General features: G+C 44.6%; 16 protein-coding genes and 1 pseudogene. 15 read left to right on the top strand and 2 right to left on the bottom strand.

The window, feature by feature from the left end; genetic code table 11:
• The first annotated feature begins 71 nt into the window (after nt 1-71).
• The 3 genes from hcp to MKY19_RS19535 all read left to right on the top strand — a co-directional run bounded on the left by hcp (nt 72) and on the right by MKY19_RS19535 (nt 3770).
• On the top strand, nt 72-1364 hold the full coding sequence (hcp, locus tag MKY19_RS19545; RefSeq protein WP_042189677.1) for a hydroxylamine reductase: 1293 nt from the start codon (nt 72-74) through the stop codon (nt 1362-1364).
• 244 nt (nt 1365-1608) lie between these two features.
• The gene (locus MKY19_RS19540; RefSeq protein WP_339797051.1) at nt 1609-2181 is read left to right on the top strand and encodes a hypothetical protein; all 573 of its coding nucleotides are present in this window, start codon (nt 1609-1611) and stop codon (nt 2179-2181) included.
• A 380-nt stretch (nt 2182-2561) separates the two neighbouring features.
• Entirely contained in the window at nt 2562-3770 is a 1209-nt protein-coding gene (locus MKY19_RS19535) for a hypothetical protein (RefSeq protein WP_339797048.1), read from the top strand.
• Nucleotides 3771-3945: 175 nt separating this feature from the next.
• Here the strand turns inward: MKY19_RS19535 and MKY19_RS19530 are convergent, their stop codons facing one another.
• Nucleotides 3946-4419, bottom strand: coding sequence for a hypothetical protein (locus MKY19_RS19530; protein ID WP_339797046.1), 474 nt, complete (start codon nt 4417-4419; stop codon nt 3946-3948).
• Between the two features lie 270 nt (nt 4420-4689).
• Here MKY19_RS19530 and MKY19_RS19525 point away from each other — a divergent pair, with 270 nt between their 5' ends.
• From MKY19_RS19525 to MKY19_RS19480, 10 genes and pseudogenes are all read left to right on the top strand, one after another.
• Nucleotides 4690-5967, top strand: a complete 1278-nt coding sequence (locus tag MKY19_RS19525) for a hypothetical protein (RefSeq protein ID WP_339797043.1) — start codon at nt 4690-4692, stop codon at nt 5965-5967.
• A 121-nt stretch (nt 5968-6088) separates the two neighbouring features.
• Nucleotides 6089-6499 (top strand): DUF6855 family protein, encoded by a 411-nt coding sequence (locus MKY19_RS19520; RefSeq protein WP_339797039.1) that lies wholly within the window; start codon nt 6089-6091, stop codon nt 6497-6499.
• 182 nt (nt 6500-6681) lie between these two features.
• Nucleotides 6682-8226: a flavocytochrome c gene (locus MKY19_RS19515; protein WP_339797035.1), complete on the top strand. Its 1545-nt coding sequence runs from the start codon at nt 6682-6684 to the stop codon at nt 8224-8226.
• 155 nt (nt 8227-8381) lie between these two features.
• The gene (gene dcuS, locus MKY19_RS19510) at nt 8382-9989 is read left to right on the top strand and encodes a DcuS/MalK family sensor histidine kinase (protein WP_339797031.1); all 1608 of its coding nucleotides are present in this window, start codon (nt 8382-8384) and stop codon (nt 9987-9989) included.
• The gene (locus MKY19_RS19505; protein ID WP_076286516.1) at nt 9986-10693 is read left to right on the top strand and encodes a response regulator; all 708 of its coding nucleotides are present in this window, start codon (nt 9986-9988) and stop codon (nt 10691-10693) included. The genes dcuS and MKY19_RS19505 overlap by 4 nt, the downstream gene beginning before the upstream one ends.
• Before the next feature lie 178 nt (nt 10694-10871).
• A complete protein-coding gene (locus tag MKY19_RS19500; protein WP_339797029.1) occupies nt 10872-12215 on the top strand; it encodes a 2-hydroxycarboxylate transporter family protein in 1344 nt (447 codons plus the stop codon).
• Between the two features lie 70 nt (nt 12216-12285).
• Entirely contained in the window at nt 12286-13476 is a 1191-nt protein-coding gene (locus MKY19_RS19495) for an NADP-dependent malic enzyme (RefSeq protein WP_076299310.1), read from the top strand.
• Nucleotides 13477-13495: 19 nt separating this feature from the next.
• Nucleotides 13496-13903: pseudogene (locus MKY19_RS19490) on the top strand (MFS transporter); the annotation flags it as partial.
• A 405-nt stretch (nt 13904-14308) separates the two neighbouring features.
• Nucleotides 14309-14860, top strand: coding sequence for a polysaccharide deacetylase (locus MKY19_RS19485; RefSeq protein WP_339271721.1), 552 nt, complete (start codon nt 14309-14311; stop codon nt 14858-14860).
• A gap of 78 nt (nt 14861-14938) precedes the next feature.
• Nucleotides 14939-15589 (top strand): polysaccharide deacetylase family protein, encoded by a 651-nt coding sequence (locus MKY19_RS19480; protein ID WP_179086686.1) that lies wholly within the window; start codon nt 14939-14941, stop codon nt 15587-15589.
• Nucleotides 15590-15610: 21 nt separating this feature from the next.
• Here the strand turns inward: MKY19_RS19480 and MKY19_RS19475 are convergent, their stop codons facing one another.
• Entirely contained in the window at nt 15611-16450 is an 840-nt protein-coding gene (locus MKY19_RS19475; RefSeq protein WP_042189655.1) for an AraC family transcriptional regulator, read from the bottom strand.
• Nucleotides 16451-16685: 235 nt separating this feature from the next.
• On the opposite strand from MKY19_RS19475, the gene MKY19_RS19470 reads away from it, so the two are divergent.
• On the top strand, nt 16686-17594 hold the full coding sequence (locus tag MKY19_RS19470) for a chitosanase (RefSeq protein WP_339265808.1): 909 nt from the start codon (nt 16686-16688) through the stop codon (nt 17592-17594).
• A gap of 89 nt (nt 17595-17683) precedes the next feature.
• Complete coding sequence (locus tag MKY19_RS19465; RefSeq protein WP_339797020.1) at nt 17684-20272, top strand: metallophosphoesterase; 2589 nt, start codon at nt 17684-17686, stop codon at nt 20270-20272.
• Nucleotides 20273-20423 lie beyond the last annotated feature (151 nt).

The raw sequence follows: 20423 nt of genomic DNA, 5'->3' as shown, positions 1-20423 counted from the left end.
CACAACTCAAGGTTTGGTGTTCTGTTACGTTGAGAGTAACGAAAGATTATCTAAATATGGAGGATAACGATATGTTTTGTTACCAGTGTGAACAGACACCGACTGGCGGTTGCACCGTTGTTGGAGTATGCGGCAAAAATGAAACCATTGCGAGTTTACAGGACACGATGATTTTTGCCTTAAAAGGAATTGCAGCTTATGCAACACATGCTCGGCAGCTAGGATATAGTGATCCCGAGGTGGATCGAATTACCCACGAAGCTTTGTATATGACCTTGACCAATTCCAACTTTAATACGCAGGAGCATTTGGAAATGGCGATGAAGGTTGGAGATGCGGCGGTTCGCGTCATGGATCTGCTGGATCGTGCGCATACGGACCGCTTCGGGATTCCACAACCAATCACAGTCAGCCAGAATAAAATTGAAGGTCAATGTATTGTGGTGACAGGGCATAACCTGTATGCACTCGAGGAATTGCTGCAGCAGACGGAAGGAAAGGGCATCAACATCTATACCCACTCGGAAATGCTACCTGCCCATGGCTATCCTGCGCTCAAGAAGTATAAACATCTGAAAGGCAACATCGGCAAAGCTTGGTACGATCAACGCAGACTTTTCGAGCAGTTTCCTGGTGCGATTCTTGCAACTACAAACTGTGTGATGCCGATTAAGGGTACGTATGCAGACCGCTTTTTCTCATATGAAGTAGCAGGGCTGGAAGGTGTAGCGAAAATCACGAATGACGATTTCTCCCCACTGATTAATCGTGCGTTGTCATTACCTGCGGCTGATGTAGAGTCAGATCTGGTACTTACGACAGGATATCATCATGAAACAGTAATCGGGCTGGCACCAGAGATCATTCAAGCTGTCAAAGATGGGCATATCCGCCGGTTTTTCGTCATTGCAGGTTGTGACGCGCCAGGTAAAGGTGGGAATTATTACCGCGAGTTGGCGACCTCCTTACCGAACGATACCGTCATTTTAACCACTTCTTGCGGAAAATTCCGCTTTAATGACGTAGATTATGGAACTGTTGGAGACACAGGCATTCCGCGTTATATTGACCTTGGGCAATGTAATAATTCTGGTTCTACGGTGAAGATTGCTTTAGCTCTGGCTGAGGCATTTGATTGTACGGTGAACGAGCTACCTGTCAGCATCGTGCTGTCTTGGTTTGAGCAGAAAGCAGTAGCCATTCTGCTTGGTTTGTTCAGTCTTGGCATTCAGGATATTCGTATCGGACCGAAACCGCCTGAGTTTATCTCGGATGGGGTGTTGGATGTGTTGGTAGAGCTCTTTGGATTGAAGCTGATTACAACTGCCGAGGAAGATATGAACGCGATGTTGGCGTTGTCGTAGGTTTAATAATCATGTTATGTGGAATAGTTCGACAGAGGGTGTCCCAAAAGTCATAAAATGACGGAGGGACACCCTCCTTTTTTAATGTGGGGGCGTAGCGGTCATTTCCAAAATTCAGGTGAAAAGTAGGTAGACTCAGGACAAGCGATCACTATAATGGAAATAAGATACATTCATAGAACCAATTTATAGCATATAAACAAGAATTCGGCTAAGTAAATAAGCGATTAGAGGAGGCCATCTCGTGGGAAGATCATTCGCAAATTTGCATATCAGGTCGAACAACCTTGAGAACACTGTCGAAGCATTAAGAAAGCTAAGCGAAAGGCATGGCGAAATATTAGGTAAGTCAAATAATGAGGCTACAGAGATCAAAGTTGTCATGTACGTAAGCAAAAACAACGAGAACTGGATCAGCGTGCTCCACGATTATTTTGTATGGGGTACGGTGAAGGAGATCGGCAAAACGTTGTCCTCGCTTATCGAGGAGCCAGTGATGACCGTCGGATATATGAATGAGGAAATATTCGAGTTGTCGTTTTTCGAGAATGGAAACCTTCAAGCCGAAAGAATCTTTTGTGAACAGTGGACGAGGGATGAATATGAACAACTCAAAGAAGAGCGTCTTAATGATGACTACTTGCGGAAAGCGTTGGATATCCGTATTGAGGATTTTGAGGACCTCATTAGTATTACGAGACCGGAACAAGCCGTAGATAAGCTGTCAGAAATCGTAAGAATGTCTTTATGGAGTGATTCGGAGTGGATCACGCATGAAGAAACTCTCAGAGAACGTTTTAGGACATATGAATTTTGAAAAAAGTATGAAGGAATACCGGAATCATGTTTGCGTTAAAGTTTATCTGTTATCTGGGTATTGTTCGTATGCCATTGATTCTCTGTAAACAGGAGGAGTATTTATGTACATCGTATCCCGGCCAACACCGCCGTCTTTTATGAACAGGATGCTGGGCAGGCGTTTGAAGTTATGAAGCAGTGGCTCTTGTCGAAAGAGTGCGAAGAAGCGATTTCAGAAAATAACAGATGAACTGCTGCCATTAGAGGAATTAGAAAATACATGGAAGTCTCCTAATTTATTGATCAGACGATAGTTCTTTAACCGCGAATATTAGTTCAATTAGCAGTTAATTCACGTCGAATTGATCTTGATGTGTTTTAGTGGAAAGGATGATAGAAATGCCAAATGATAACCAAGCTCGTCCTTCAGCTGGTTCTGTTAGAGAAGTTGGTAGTTATCCTATCGATCTGACAGGTCCATGCAGTCACACTCTTGTCATTAAGCCTGGTGTGGGTAGTCTATCTATTGGTCCGTCGCAATTGGGGAAGAAGGCAGACCTTCATGTCGCGTCTGATGCGCAAATCGATTGGACCGTATTCGATGCCTTTGCCACGCCGGCTGGCTCTCCCTGGCCACGATTTCTACATTATACAGGCAGTGACCCAGGCTTCTTTGACTGGGCAAAGAAACGGCCCATTGAAGAGATGACGTGGACACCGATCCTGTCTGCAGACACGGTGGTGGACACCAGTCAGTCCAATTTGTATGGCTTGCATATCGAGTTGGCCCCATCCGGGAGTTCCCTTAGCCTAAAGCTTCCAAAGCGGTCTTTCCGTCTGAGTGTGTCCGGCGATCTAACACGCCTCTCGGCCACAGGCGATATGCCATCATCCCTGACACTAGCGCCGCGTACCGGCCGACGCAAGAATGATATTCCTTTCTTGCTGCCCGACCTGGGTGAGTTGCACCAGGTAACGAGCTTGACGCTACAGAATACACCGCTGGGACAGCCTATCTCGTTGGAGTGTCTAAATCGGTATCCAAACCTTAACTCATTGAGTTTGTGGGGGAACTTCTGCGACCTGGACATATTGGCTCAACATGCCAAATTAACGAATCTGGAGCTACGTTTCATGCCGGATCTGGGGGAGCTTCCTACCTTGAACGTCTGGCCGTTGCTTGACAGATTCATCGCCTACAATGTGGAAGAGATCGCTGGCAAGCATCTGAAACAGCAAATGAAAAAACGAGCTGAAGTACGCCCTTGGACCGACCATGCTTCAGTGAGCCAGTTACGAAAGCCTGAGTGGTGGACGACAGAGTTCGGCCGCCCGTTCTCGTCCTGGCCTAAACGTCTGGCCAAGCTGGCTAATGAAGCTTATAACGTTGCACAGGCAACTTTGTCCGAGGCCCGAACCTTTGCCGAAGCCGAGGCAGCCATTTCTGCCTTCACCGCGCGCTTTAACAACCTCAAAGGCATCGAAACCACCGAACGAGAAGACCTTGCTGAAGCGGTATGGCAACTCAGCCAGTCTGATCATCTGATTGGTCAGCCAATAACAGAGGAGATGGCTCAACGCTGGTTCGATGCATCGCGCGGTTACTGAATGAATTGAAAGTCATTACAAGCCTTGAACAGCTACAATCTTTTAAGAAAAGATTCAAAAAAATATGTAATTGGAAGCAATGGAAGGTAAGTAAAAGAATGTACTTCTATTGCTCCTTCTCTCATTTAACCCTCCCAATTTAAAGAGTGAACTACATTATACTGGCGGGATATTGTTATATGATTAACCCCATTTCACGGAGTCTATCTTTAATTTTCTTTATACGAGCTTCTTTTTCGGTAGCTTCAGTTAATACCACCACAGATGTTTCGTTATACTTCTTTATAATCCTCTTTAAAGTTAATTCTTTCATATCCTTTTTACTCTGCATTGTAACACGAGGGACAATGGTATGGTTTTCTATGGTTTTGGGATCTGCAGAAATTCGTTCTAGTAAATTAAGTAGAAGCATCAGTCTTTTGTGTCCCAACCTCGGAACTTGGTATAGTTTTTTCCATGTGGAATTTAGTAGGTGATCAAGGTTTATATATCCCTTGGAGTATAGAGCATTTATGAGGCCCGTTAAATTTGGTCCCTGCTCTTCTGCATAAGCAACAGTTACAATACAAGCAATATCCTTACTATAAAGATGCGCTGGAAGTGGGAAGAATTGTATTAATGCCGCATTTCCATCGATGATGTCATTCATGATGATTTACCTCCATTAAAAATATTTGGTCATTATTCACGTATAGAATTCTGGTGAAGGTTGTGCAAAATATTATTACACTCTGCATTATTAAAACCTAAGTTACTGATCATTTTCTGAACATCAGCAAAGCCAATTGCATGAGCATGTAGAATATTCAGAAGATTTTACTATTTAATAAGTAACAATCGACTCGAATATTCGCTGCTGTGCTTCGTAATCAACACTAAGTAATGGTATGATGTAGGCATCAATTTTATGGGGTGCACTATGATGGATATTCGAATCAAAGAACTGCTTGATGCTACACAGCAAAAATATGGATTGGACAACTACTACTTACACTCTCATGAAATTTATCGCGACGTTACGATACTGGGAGAGACCAACTATTTTCTTAGTATGGAATGGTTTCCTGCACATATGAAGGAATGGAAGGGCGATTACAATCCGGAAGGAACTGCCGTCATCACGATTGACCTACAGTCCCGCAACTATAAAAGTGTGATTTTTGTTGGCGGGATATCTTATGCGAATGGGACACCATTCCAAAATATAGATTTTAACGGAGTCATCCGGTGGATTGAAGATGAGGCAAGGATTGTATACGGTAAACAATTCCACTTAGAGAAGGAACAGATTGGAGAATATCATTTTATTGAGAAAATAGGTAGCATACCAGTCACTCCTGGTGGACGGATCGAGCTTCGCTTCGATGCGGAAGGCAGGCTTGTTTTTTACAGTGTATATGGCCAGTTTCCTTCCAGCTCCCTTGTGCATAAAGAGAACTATACTCTCACACTTCAAACGATAGAGCCACAGGCGAGGAAACAACTACAGCTTATAGAATATCCGGTGTACGAGACGAAGCAACTCCTGCCGATCTATGGGATAGAAGAAATCTACATTACAAATGACGGAACAACCACCATCCCATTTGAGTTTATATCAGGTACGAGAGCACGACTGAATATTGATCAAGTAATCCATTGGGAGCAACAGAATACGGAGCTGGAGCCGTTCGAAAGGACAGAGATACGTCAACTTGAGGTAGTTACCATTGAGCAGGCAATAGCTAGTGAGCCGCATCCGGACTCATTTCCTATCACAGACGCAGAACAAGCCGAATGTATACTCGCAGTCGAAGCTGGTTTAAGCCAGCTCTATCCAGATGAATCCGGAGAATGGATATTGAAGACTTTACAACGGGAAAGAGGACATATTCAGGCAACACTTAGGATGAATGCGCCAAATAATCGTATATTCCAGCGTAAGATCCTCTTGTTTATTGATGTGCAGAATTATAAGGTTATAAATTTTATGGATAACAAGCCAATGCTTGATATGTTTGATGAGTTCAAGAGCGAAGGGGAAATTGCTGTGAGCCATGACGAAGCTTATGACAAGCTCAAGGGATGGTTCGAATTAACACCCGTCTATGTGTATGATCCTGAGCAGAAGAAGTATGTGCTGTGCGGAAAGTTAGATTGTAATTATGCTGTGAAGGCTACTAGTGGAGATGTGGTGGAGTTGAATAGCTTGGAATAATAATGCCAGCTTCCTTATACGAGTAGGATGAATAAAGGGAATGAAGTATAGTAAGGTGATGCAAATATAATAATATGATTAGAACTTACTAATTTTGTGAGTTACTTTGGGAGTTGAAGATATGTCGACAGCTACAGGAACCAAGGAAAATCCTTGGAAATTAAAGACACCACCGCAAACATCCGAGTATGAAATGTACAAGGTCGAAAAAGACGGTAAAGTAATTATAGTTTGCACTGTAGGGAAAACGGTTTTGCATTATGACTACCGCTGTATTGAAGATCTGCACGCCATGCTTATACAAAATGGTGATTGGATGGAGTTAGGAAGTGCTGATGAGCAAAAACCAGCAAAAGAAGGTACCGTTGAAGCATGGGGGCGTTCACCTGAAAACCCTGTCGGCGGTTGGTATGGATTAAAGAAGGGACTTCGGGGGCGATTCGGAATGTATATTCCACCGTTGCTCGAAGAATTGGGTCTTGCGGAAGTAGAGCATAATCCAAGAAACAATCGGATGAAAGCGATCTTGTAAACGAAGGAGAGCCTAAAGGCTCTTCTTTTTTTGAGCCATGCCCCTAACCGGTGGTCTTTCGTACACATTGCAGTGATTAATTTAGTTACAAAACGTTTTTTTTAGTTACATAAACTTTCAAGAGCAGGGCCTTTGCCGTTAAGCTGATTGTAAAAATATTCACAAGGGGGCAAAGCTATAACATGAATAAAAAAGTAACCACTGCTCTTATTCTCGTTCTCTCAGTCATGCTTGTTATCACAGGATGTGGCAACAGCAACAGCAGCAATGGAAACGGGAACAAGAACACCAGCAAGAACACCAGCAAGATCAACGAGACAAAGGAAACTGAAGCCGTTTCGGGAGCATCCAAAGCTAGCTATACACCGTACGATCAACTAAAAGATAAATATGACATCATCATTATCGGTGCAGGCGGTGCCGGAATGTCTGCTGCACTTGAGGCGAGAGCAAAAGGTATGAACCCGGTTATTTTTGAAAAAATGCCGGTTGCCGGCGGGAATACAACAAAATCATCTTCGGGAATGAATGCTTCTGAAACGAAATTCCAAAAAGAGCAAGGCATTGAAGACAGCAATGATCTCTTTTATGAAGAGTCCTTAAAAGGTGGCCACGATACGAACGATAAAGAGATGCTTCGTTTCTTCGTAGACAATTCCGCAAGTGCGATTGATTGGCTGGATTCTATCGGGATTAGATTGAATAATATCACGATTACAGGCGGGATGAACGAAAAACGTACACACCGTCCTGAAGATGGCTCTGCAGTAGGACAATACCTTGTCAAAGGTTTGGTGAAAAACGTACAAGAACAAGGCATTCCCCTTTTTGTTAACGCCAATGTCAAGGAAATTACCGAAAAAGACGGTAAGGTCAATGGCGTCAAAGTCATCTTTGACCAAACGGAGGAGAAAACGATTACAGCGTCTGCTGTCGTGGTGACAACCGGCGGTTTCGGCGCTAATCTAGATATGATTTCAGGAGTCAGATCTGATTTGGAGGGGTATGTTACCACCAACCAGCCGGGCAGCACCGGTGACGGTATCAAGATGATTGAGAAGCTCGGCGGTACCACAGTCGATATGGATCAAATCCAAGTTCACCCGACTGTGCAGCAGGAAAAATCCTATCTCATTGGGGAGGCTGTTCGTGGGGAAGGAGCGATCCTGGTTTCAAGTGTGGGCAAACGTTTCACAAACGAACTGGATACAAGAGATAATGTCACCGCTGCAATCAATAAGCTTCCTGAGAAATCTGCGTTTCTTGTATTTGATTCCGGCGTAAAATCTCGCGCTAAAGCGATTGAACAATATGAAAAAATGGGCTTCGTTATCCAAGGAGATTCGATCGAGGCTTTGGCAATAAAAATGGACGTACCGGCAGATCAGTTGAAAACCACACTGGACAGCTGGAAAAGCGCGGTGACGAATAAACAGGATGCCGACTTCGGCAGAACAACCGGAATGGATAATGACTTGTCCGGCGCGCCATATTATGCAATTAAAATCGGCCCGGGAATTCACTACACGATGGGAGGCGTGAAAATCAACACCAACACAGAAGTTTTAAATAAAGACGGACAACCGATTCCAGGCCTTTTTGCAGCAGGAGAAGTTACCGGAGGCTTGCATGGTCAAAACCGGATCGGCGGTAACTCTGTTGCGGAAATCATTATTTTCGGCCGCCAAACGGGTATAAAATCCGCTGAATTCGTAAAAGCACAATAAGTTATCCTCCTGCCTCTTTTCGGCTAGGCAAACAAACGCTTGGGCTCATCTTAGCCATGCGTTTGTTGTTTTATTATAACGGTGTAGCGTATAAGGTCATAGCCATCCTTGCACGTATACGTTAGAATGAAGAAAAATTTCCGGAGGGACAGCTGATGAAAATTGGCAAACATACACTTCGGCTGCAAACAACAATTACTTTGATGATTGGTGCAGTTCTTATCATAATGCTGCTAGTGGTCTATGTGCTATTTAGTATAAAGGTTTCCTCACAAACAAAATCCTCGTTGGAACAAAAGGCTGTGATCATTTCCCGTACGTTATCGCGTAACCCTCTAATTATTGAAGCGTTAAACAAATCACGCAGCTCGTCTGAATTGCAAAGCTACACTGAGGAAATCCGATTGTTGAACAATGTGGAATTTGTTGTGGTCATGGATATGAATGCGATCCGATATTCCCATCCGGACAAGGACAAAATTGGTAAGCATTTTATCGGTGGCGACGAAGCCGCAGTCTTGCAGGGGCAGGAAAGCATTTCGGAAGCCGAGGGTTCTTTGGGCCCATCTGTAAGAGCGTTTTCACCTGTCTTCTCTGCAAGCGGGAAACAATTAGGAGCGGTGGCAGTAGGGATATCACTGGGAAACATCAGACTTGCCATAAGAGAGAACGTGGGAATCCTTTATTGGGGATTGCTTATAGGTAGTCTAATAGGGGCTGCGGGAGCATTTCTGCTGGCACGTATTATCAAAAAAATGATGTTTGGCATGGAACCGGCTGCTATTGCTAAGCTTTTGGAAGAGCGCAACTCCATGCTACAGTCAGTTAGGGAGGGAGTCATTGCCGTTGATAAAGAGTCACGTATTACTTTGATTAACACAGAAGCCAGGCGTTTGCTTGCAGCCATTGGCATGCAGGATGATCCCTTGAACCAGTCGGTGGAGAGCTTTTGGCCATCACTGCGGATGAATACAGTGCTCAAAACCGGTGAAGCCAGCCAGGACTTGGAGGTGGAGCATAGCGGTGTTACGTTACTGGCAAACGTGGTTCCCATTCATGTAAAGGGAGCTGTAGAAGGTGCAATTGCCACATTCCGTGATAAGACGGAGATCAGCATACTTATGGAAAGGTTATCTGGCATCTCCTTATATGCTGAGGCATTGCGTGCCCAGGCGCATGAGTTTATGAACAAGCTGCATGTAATATTAGGATTAACACATATGAAAAGGTATGATCGGTTGGAGGCGTATATAACAAGTACTGTCACAACAACACAGGCAGAGATGGGAACGGTGGTGAGACAAGTAAAGGACCCTGTGATGGCGGGATTTCTATTGGGTAAGCTGAGCCGGGCCAGAGAAGCCGGAGTTCGGCTGGTGCTTCTGGAGGATGGGGTTCTGCCGGAGCCTAGCGATCCGGAACGCTCCTGCCAACTCATTACGATAGTCGGTAATCTTTTGGATAATGCTATGGAAGCACCGGAAGGTAGAGGCAGCAAATATATTCATTTCAGCTTTCAATATCAGGATAAGACGCTGATAGTTACGGTTAGCGATAATGGAAGCGGTATCCCAGATGAGAAATTGCCGCTTATTTTTCAACAGGGGTATTCGACAAAAGGAAATGACCGAGGCATCGGCTTGTATCTGGTTGAGCGGAGCCTTAAAGCTATAGGAGGTAAGATTGTTTGTGAAACAGGAAAGGGAGAAGGGACTCGATTTACGGTTAGTTTACCCTATCGAGCAAAGAGTGATGGTCAATGATTAGTGTATTGATTGTAGAAGATGATCCGATGGTAGCCGAGATGAATAAATTCTATCTGGAGCAAGTGGAAGGTTTTCAGTGTAAAGGCTGGGCAAAATCAGTGGGTGAAGCTCTGATCAAATTGGCAGATGAGTCTTTCGAGCTGATTCTGCTGGATATTTACATGAAAGAGAGCAATGGATTGGAGCTGCTGTCCGCTCTCCGTCGAGGCAGTAAACGAATAGATGTGATTATCATTTCAGCTGCGAGCGATAAGGACAGTATCCGAGACGCGCTTCAGAACGGTGCAGTCGATTACCTTATCAAACCGTTTGAGTTTCAACGCTTTCTCGCAGCCCTTTCCGCCTACAAGGAGCAGAATTTTCTGTTCCGCAATCAGGATTCCCTGGATCAGTCTGAACTAGATAAGCTAACCGGGTATAGGAAAGAGCCCTCGGCCGTTCAGGATTTATCCAAGGGCTTTACCCGGCATACATTGCGGACGGTCTGGAAAGCGGTGGAGACCCATAATGCAAATTCCTTTAGCACTGAAGAGATTGCAGTTAGTTCCGGAATCTCGCGGGTTTCGGTCGGGAAATATCTTGCCGTCCTCGCAGATATGGGAGCGCTGAACAGTGAATTGACCTATGGCACCATAGGAAGACCTGTACAGCGATATCGCATGTCTTCCCGCGGCAGTTCTGTGATTTCTAAATTCATATAATTTTTTGGAGTGGGCCGCCGGTTCCGTGTTTTATAAGGAATCGGCGGTTTTTGATTGCTTATTTTTGATAGCGCTTACTTTAATAATTTTTATAATTCAATCAATAATTACGTAAAAACAAAAGCGCTTTCATTTCCGCTACTATAAGGCTAGAAAAGAGTTTAGGAGGAAATGAAAAATGCAAAATACGATTCCATCACCTGTTTCCCAAGGAAAGGAAGGTCCCCTGCCAGAAAAGGCTGCCTTCATTCAAAAATGTAAGCAATTTAAGGTGGGTGTCTTTCCGCTCCCTGTGTATCTAGCTCTGGCAGTGGTCATTCTTCTTGCAAGTGTGGCGGGGAAGCTACCGAATGACATGATTGGAGGGTTCGCTGTCATTATGGTTCTGGGTATTCTGCTGAGTGATATCGGTATGAAGCTTCCCTTGTTGAAAAATATAGGCGGCCCCGCAATCATGGCCCTTATGATCCCATCCCTGCTGATTTACTTGAATTTGTTCAACTCTACTGTGACAGACGCTGTCACCACATTGATGAAAGAGGCCAACTTTCTGTACTTGTACATCTCCATCCTGGTGAGTGGCAGTATGCTCGGCATGCACCGCAAAACATTGGTAGCGGGTATTACGCGGATCTTCATCCCGCTGATCGTCGGAACGATTGCAGCGGTTCTCGGCGGACTACTGGTAGGAACGCTCACAGGTTATAGCATGTATCATACTTTTTTCTTTATTATCGTACCGATCCTTGGCGGTGGAATCGGTGAAGGCATTCTTCCTCTCTCGATTGCATACTCAAGCATTCTGGGTGGACACGAAGCGGGTTATTACGTATCGCAGATGATCCCGTCGGCAATTATCGGCAACGTATTCGCCATCATTGTGGCGGGCTTCCTGAAACGTCTGGGCGAGAAAAAGCCCCATCTAAGCGGTAACGGTACACTAGTCAAATCCGGTGACGATCTACAGCATGACAATCCGGATAGCAAACCCAAAGATTTCATGATGATGGGTGCGGGACTTCTGATCGCATGCAGTTTCTTCATTGTTGGGGCATTGCTTGCAGATTATGTAGGGATACCCGGACCGATTGTCATGATTCTGATGGCCGTACTGATCAAATGTGTCAAGGCGCTTCCCGAAAGATTCGAAAATGGGGCTTACCAGTTGTATAAGTTCGTTGCTGGTAACCTGACATGGCCGCTCATGGTAGGTTTGGGCATGCTATACGTTCCTTTGAAGGATGTAGCTGCCATTATCTCTGTACCTTATGTGCTGACCTGCCTCGCCATCGTCTTCAGCATGGTGGTTTCCGGCTATTTTGTGGGAAGAAAAATCAATATGTACCCTGTCGATGCGGCAATTGTAACCGTCTGCCATAGCGGCTTGGGTGGAACCGGAGATGTAGCCATTCTCTCTGCCTCCAATCGTATGCAGCTCATGCCTTTTGCCCAGATCTCCACCCGGATCGGCGGCGTCAGCACTGTTATTGTGGCAACTATTCTATTGCGGTTTTGGAGCTGATTAGGATGTCAAGCATACAGCCAGAAAGCTTGTAGAGAAAAATACATTGCAATTAACAGGAGGAACAGTAATGAAAATAATGGATGAAGTAATGAAGATGCATGTTGGCGGCAAGCTGGAGACCGGCTTGAAGAACCCTATTCGAAGCATGGAGGATTTATCCAAGGTATATACACCCGGAGTAGCTAAAGTGTGTCAGGCTATCGCCGCAGACCAAGATAAAGCATACGAATATACGATAAAGAAAAATTCGGTGGCGGTCGTTAGTGACGGAACAGCTGTACTCGGACTTGGCGATATCGGTCCCAAAGCAGCCATGCCGGTCATGGAAGGCAAAGCAGCGTTGTTCAAACAATTTGCAGATGTGGACGCTTTCCCAATCTGCCTGGATACAAAAGATACCGAGGAAATTATCGCGATTGTTAAAGCAATCGCCCCTACCTTCGGAGGCATTAATCTCGAAGATATTTCTTCGCCACGTTGCTTTGAAATTGAAGCGAGACTTAAGCAGGAGCTCGATATTCCAGTCTTCCACGACGATCAGCATGGAACGGCGATTGTGGTACTGGCTGGAATTTTGAATGCGTTAAGAGTATGCAACAAGGACATTAAGAATGTAAAGATAGTGGTGAACGGTATTGGAGCCGCCGGTATCGCCGTATCTAAGATGCTCCTGCATGCCGGTGCTGTAAATTTGATCGGTGTGGACCGCCAGGGTGCAATTAACCGTGCTGTCCATTACGATAAATCGCATTGGAGCGAGTTTGCACTAATTACGAATCCTCATCTGGAGAGAGGTTCCTTATCTGAAGTTATTCAGGGTGCTGATGTATTTATCGGACTATCCGCCCCAGGTGCCTTAAAGCTAGGTGATGTAAAAAGAATGGCTGCTGATCCGATTGTATTTGCCATGGCCAATCCTACTCCGGAGATTGATCCTGAAATTGCCGCGCCTTACGTCAAGGTTATGGCGACAGGGCGCTCCGATTTTCCTAACCAAATCAATAATGTTCTCTGTTTTCCCGGTATTTTTCGTGGAGCCCTTGACTGTGGCGCCACTGAAATCAATGAAGATATGAAACTGGCTGCTGCAGAGGCGATATCTTCGGTAATTGACGCCAGTGATCTTCATGAAACTTATATTATGCCGAATGCGTTTGATCCACGGGTAGTGGAGCGTATCCGGGAAGCGGTTATTCGAGCGGCGCTCAAGAGTGGTGTGGCAAGAATAGGTACGTTAATGGAAAGCAATAATACATGATGTTAGGTAACTCTGCCTTATGCTTGTTTCTCCATTCGCTGGAAGAATATCCAAGCATGTCGGCGTAGGTATAACGCTTCGCGGTGGATTGCTGCAAGCGATCATTGGTTTGGCGTCTATGGGGATGATTTCTAATCTGCCGCTTCTTATCGTGATGAGGATCCTTTTTGTGGGGGGGATCGCACTAGCCGTTCCTTCACTTGTTTCGCTTGTTGGGCAAGTGGGCGGCAAGATGCGGGGGATAGCTGTATCTGTATATACTTTTATATTGTTTACAGGCACAAGCTTTGGTCCGATTATCTCGCTTCAATTGATGAATCATGCAAGTTATTTAATTACATTTCTTCTATTGGAATGTATTCTGTGCATTGGGTTGATAGCAGCATGTCTTATTCATCATGAGGAAGCAGGGGAGTTAAACAGCTAGTAAATTTGTGATCAATAAACAAAAAACGATGAAATGACATCATAACGATTGTTTATTCAAGGTAACTTCATTTGAAGTTACCTTTTTACTTTGAAGTCACATGGGACCCGCAATGTGGTCTGGAGAAGCTTATGTCCTAATGAAAATAGTTGTATAAAAATTTGATATACGCGCAGAGAAATTCCGGTGAATAGCGTCAAATAGAAGTGGACGTTAAAATGATTTAATTTGGTTCATTATGTTCCTTATTGCAGTCGAACAGTTCTTAAGCTTTTTGTAAGAATCCGATAAGAAAAAAGAAAGTTCTGTTATGTACAATGTATGAAATGAGAGACTATAACCGTATTAAGGATGGTGGCTGAGTTGGGTTTCAAAATACGTAAAACCACAGTGCAATCCGTCTGGATGATGTGGGAAAAAGCTTTTGCGTTGCTTTCACATTTTCGCGGATCGCATAAGTCGAGTTTTGGTATATGTACCGTGATGCTAAAAAAACACCGGGGACAGCCAATTGTATGCCAGGACGCCACGGTCATCAACCAGGGTGAGTGGGTGGGAGAGCTCCATCTCGATAATGGAAGCATTCTGAAGTTGATCCAGTCCGAAGGATCGGATCGTGCTGCACTCCAAACGGCTCGCATGCTGCGTAAATCAATGCAACAAATCAATGAAGCCTTCGAATCGCAGTCCGAGTTCAGGCAGGTCAAGGCTTTATTGGGGATTACACTGCTCCATCGGGGATTAACACACGGTCTTGGTTTTGAACAGCAAAATATAAAGTCCGGTGTTTTTGAACGCATCACCACCATTTATCTTCGATTGCTGCTGTCTGCTATGCATCCGGAAGGGAGACAAAGAATCAATCGGCGAACAGAGCAACTGGTCCCGATGTTACTGATCCATTCACGCGCCTCACTGAAAAATAGATTCTCACCCGGACAGAACTACTCTGGATAGGACTTAAGCTTGTTATAAGGAGGTGTAATCATACTTACATATCTAATAGGAGGAATACTATGTACCGCCACTCTTTACATGTTTATTCCGAGTTTGATTACGCGAGTGAGCGGCTTTGGTGTCTTTCGCAAAGGAACGGTAAAAAAACAGGTGGCATTCACTTTTGACGATGGGCCACATCCGAAATATACGCCGATATTGCTGGATTTATTGAAGTTGCATCAAGTGAAGGCTACTTTTTTCGTGCTAGGATCGAGAGCGGAGCAGTATCCAGACCTGATCAGAAGAATGGATCGGGAAGGCCATCAGATTGGCATCCATAATTATTGTCATACCTCTAACTGGCTGATGCTGCCCCGTACGATTAGGCGAGAACATCTGGACCGCTCTGCTGATATTATAGAGTCTATTGTCGGAACCCGACCCAATCATTACCGTCCACCCTGGGGATTAATCAATCTATTTGATTTCTTTCGATACAAACAGTATCGAATTGTTCTATGGTCGCTGAAGGCAGGCGACTGGAACACCCGGGTCTGTCAAACCCGGATGCAGGCCACTCTGTTAAGTGGAATCACCGATGGCTCCGTTGTCCTACTTCACGACAGTGGTGAGACTGTGGGCGCGGACCGGCATGCTCCTTATTTTATGCTGCAATCTTTAGAGGAAGTGCTAAACCAACTGCAGGCAAGAAACCTGCAATTTGTTCGTCTTGACGAAATGTCTTGACGTATTCCAGTGTTTTTGCTGTTAAGACTTAAATTGTTTGCGGAAGCAGAGCGGCGAGATGCCCATCAATAATTTGAAGGTTCGTCCAAAATGGGAGGTGTTATCAAACCCAACCATTCCCGCAATTTCAGTAACATTAAAAGAAGAGCCAACCAGCAAATCACGCGCTTCTTTAATGCGGATGTTATTGATATATTCAATGAAGCTGAACCCGGTGGCTTCTTTAAAAGTTCGGCATAAGTAGGAAGAGCTTATGTCGAATTTCTGTGAAATCTCACAGAGCTTAAGCGGTTCCATATAATGTTGATTTACATAATTAACGATGTCCAGGACTTTCTTGTGTGTACGATTGGATTCCACCATTGGAGCAACACGGCTGTCGAATAGTTTACGATTAAGATAGAGGAGCAACTCCACCAATAATAGTTGTTGGTACTGTTCATATCCGCGTGCTTGCTTCTTCCCCTCCTGAATCATCTTCTGAAAAAGCTGTTCGATGAAATACTGATCTATACCGGTCATCTTCAAAGCGCGGTAATCACTTTTGAACAATTCGAGCAGTTCCTCACTTTGACCACCGGTACAAAAATGCTGCAGGAATTCTTTTTTAAACAGCAGTGTAACCCGTTCATACATATTGCAGCCGGAATTAACCAGTTTGTGCATTTCGTGAATATCCATAAATAGCAACGTACCGCCCGCAACCTGGTAGGTTCTGTCCCCTATAAAATAATAAAAATCCCCGGATATTAAATACAGAATCTCATATGCATCATGATAGTGTCTTGAAGGCATGCTGGTGTATACCTGTTTCTTGCGGCTGATCTCAAAAAGAGTAGACTCATAAAATACCGGTTTCATTCAGCACCTCCTAAGAGGATTGTAGACTTAATCTAGGGGTTGTAGCAATATATGTATAAAAATTAATAATTACAAGAAAATACGTGCTGTTTGGACAAACTTTTTGAGATAAGCTTAAATGGAATTACCAAGTGTTGGAAAAAGGAGGGCTGTCATGCTCAGATAGGTTGGGGATAAGGTTCGCTGCCACTCAAAGTTAAAGCGCTTAAACTATTTAATCAAAGGAGAGATTGCGGTGCTTAATTCAACGAATAGTAAGGTTTCCAAGAAGATGAAATTTTCATTGTTGATCCTGCTCAGTTTTTCAATGATTTTTTCTTATGGCTATCTGTCCAGTGCATCTCAACAGAAAAGTTATGCGGCAGGGAACCCTGATTCTAATTTCTCACCGGCAACACTTCAATTCTTGCGCGACAACACAGGTCTGGATGGTGAGCAGTGGAACAATATTATGATGCTTGTCAACAAACCGGAGCAGGACGATCTGAACTGGATCAATTTTTACGGATATTGTGAAGATATTGATGATGACCGCGGATATACGATTGGAATATTCGGTGCGACTACAGGTGGCTCAAATGATACCGGTCCCGACGGTCCGGATCTGTTCAAGGCATATGATGCTGCCAAAGGCGCGAGTAATCCTTCGGTTAAAGGCGCATTGGCCCGGATCGGTGTCAAGGGTTCCATGAAAGGGAAGATCCTCGAAATCAATGAAAGCGAAGAGAGCTTCTGCAGAAAAATCGGCAATTTGCAAAATGATCCCGAGTGGAGAGAGGCTATGTGGAAAACGTTCTACAATATCTACATTAAATACAGTGTGGAACAGGCCCGCAATCGCGGCTTTAACTCGGCATTAACTATTGGTTCCTTCGTGGATGCAGCGCTGAACCATGGAGCTACCGGCGGTTCCGAGACTCTTCAAGGGCTTTTGGGTAAATCAGGAAGCAGCACGGATGAGAAGACTTTCATGACCAAATTCTATAAAGAACGGACCAAGATTGTGGATACTAATGAGTACAACTCTCCGCCTAACGGCAAGAACCGTGTGAAGCAGTGGAGCAATTTGCTCAACATGGGAGAGACAGACCTGAAGGGTGCAGATTCGGCAATCCTTCAAGTCACTGACTGGGAACTTCAATAAGAGGATTGTAAGGGTAGACAGAACCGCCGTTCTTCTCGGTGACGGCGGTTCGATGATAAGTGAGATTAATGAAGAGGGAGATGGGTCGAATGGATAACCACCAATCTTATCTCAAAAACAGATTTCCCAAGGTAATCAGTCTAATGGTTATAGGTTTGCTGCTTGCCATGGAGTTGACCGGTTTTGTTTCAGCAGGAAGGGAGGGAAATGAGGAAGATCTTGCAAGCGAAGTAACTGCAGCTCAGGAAACGATTGCCCAGTGGATTTTTAAAGACAAAGGCGAGAACGGAGTATTTCCGGCTACAGGCGGAGTATATCAGACGGCTTCATCCATTCGTGATATAGGAACAAATACGGATGCATACACCTATGAGCCCAGTGAGAACAGCGTACGCAACCAGGGCTGGCATGAAGGAACGGGCACTAAATACTGGCTTGCCACGCTTTCTACCCAAGGCTTCGAAGGTATCCTCCTCTCTTCACAGCAAACTTCTTCAAGTACAGGACCTAGGGATTTTAAGGTGCAATACAGTATAGATCAGCAGGAATGGACAGATGTTGCGGGCGGCAACCTTGTTCTAGCCCAGAACAATTTTAATTGTTCCAATAATTCCTGCAAATTAACGAACCTCGCATTGCCTGCGGGAACTAACAATCAAGATGTACTCTATATCCGCTGGGTGGTTAACTCTACGAAAAGCGTAAGCGGGGGAACAGTGTCCAGCTCAGGCTCAAGTAGAATCAAAGATGTAGTAATTAAAGGAACACGTAGCAGCGGCGAACCTGGGGACACTCCCACACTTGAGGTAAGCAAAACTCCCGCTTCAGGGGCTGCAGATGTTTCCCTTAATGCAGAGATCACTGTGAAGTTTAATAAAGCCATCAGTCTCGACAGTGGCTATCAAGTTGTAATCACAGAAAACAATGTTCCTCTTAACAACATCTCTACTTCGCTCCTCGGTCAAGACTCGGTTAAAGTCAGCCACCCTAATTTTATTGCCGGTAAAACTTATAAAGTGACCATCCCAAAAGAGCTTGTTAAGGGGACTACGGATGGCCGGACACCGGAAAACGATATTACCTGGAGCTTTAAGACGAAGTCTCCGGATATCGGCAACAAAACACCAACTCTGCTGAACATGACTTTTAATGGGGACCCAAAGACAAGTATCGCCTTTGACTGGTATACAGCCGAAACCGTCAGAGGTACAGTAGTGCAAGTGGTGGAGGCCTCCAATGTGGGAGGAAGCGAGTTCCCGGAACAACTGGCAATATCTTATGAGGGCAGCTCAACAGTTATTGAAACCTTAATGACATCAGGAGACCGAAGCTCCAAAAAGTATAAAAAGTTCGCTAGTCACAAAGTTATTACAAGCGGTCTCAATCCTGGAACTAAGTATATATATCGGGCCGGTAACGGTGATGCGGACGGCTGGAGCGAGGCGGGTTCTTTTACCACGGACAAGGCGGATAATCAGGATTTCCATTTCCTCTACGTGACCGACACCCAAGGCTCAAGTAAATCGAATTTCGATCTGTGGCAGGATACTTTTAAGCGAGCTATTGAGAAAACGGTAGATCCCAAGTTTGTTCTTCTTACAGGGGATCTAACGGATGATGGTGATCTGGAGCAGCTGTGGCAGTGGTTCTTGGGTGTGCCGAAAAAAGAATTTGCCAATGTGCCATTTGCACCGATTATCGGCAACCATGAAATAGAGGATTATCCGAATAATAACTTCTATAACCATTTTAATCTTCCAAAAGATGTCGGGACGGGTGCTCATGACGGGTCTGTATATGCTTTCGAATACGGCGATGCACTGTTTATGCAAATCAATTCCCAGTACGAAGGAGAGGTCAAGCCGTACAAAGCAGATATTCAGTTCACGAAGCAATTGGAATGGATGCGGAATCAGGTGGCAAAGACCGATAAGAAGTGGAAATTCGTCTCTATGCATAAGGGAGCTTATTCCTCAGGGGATAATGCTTCGGCAGAAAGCGACCGGGTAGAATTTTACCGGAAATATCTGATTCCTGTATTTGATGAGCTGGGTGTGGATATGGTGTTTGAGGGACATGACCATATGTATATGAGGTCTTTTCAAATGCTGAACAACGTTCCGATTAAGAATGTCATTACGGATGAGCAAGGAAATGTGCTGAATCCCAAAGGGACTGTGTATCTAATGGGTAACTCGGCCGCTTCGAAATTCTATGCTATTAATCCAGACGCAGACACTTTTTTTGCAGCAAAAAACGATCAGCCCAACAAGAAAATGTTCGTGGATGTTTCCATTACAAACGATGTGTTGAAATTTACATCCTACACAGCAGTTAAAGATAAACCCCTTGCCGTCTATGATGCTTACAGTATTAAGCGGACTGACGTCAAACCCGGCATTGTCGAAAATCCAAGCGCAGTAAGACAGTCAGGGAACCGTGCAGTTCTTTCGTGGAAAGCACCAACAAATAGCCCTGAGCCAGTGCGAGGTTACCGGATTTATGAGAAAAATGATAAAGTCAGCACAAATTGGAGCGTGTATGTGCCTACGGTAAGTGGTCAGACGAGTTACAGCTATACATTAAACGGCATAGATTCTGCTAAAGCCTACAATTTCGTGATTAAAGCAGTGGGGACAAGAAATAATTCGCTTCCAGCAGAGGTAGGAATGCAATGAATTCTCAAAAAACAAAATTTCTAACCGAATGTACCATGGTTAAAAGACACTAGCCTATGCTAGTGTCTTTTTCCTTCCAAGGGCAGTCTCATAAGGATGCCTCATATTTTAATGCACGCCTAATAATGGATTTCTATTCACCTTGCAAATA

It is taken from the genome of Paenibacillus sp. FSL R5-0744, from assembly GCF_037972555.1.
Taxonomy (GTDB): Bacteria; Bacillota; Bacilli; order Paenibacillales; family Paenibacillaceae; genus Paenibacillus_AQ.
This window is presented reverse-complemented; position numbering and strand designations above follow the sequence as displayed.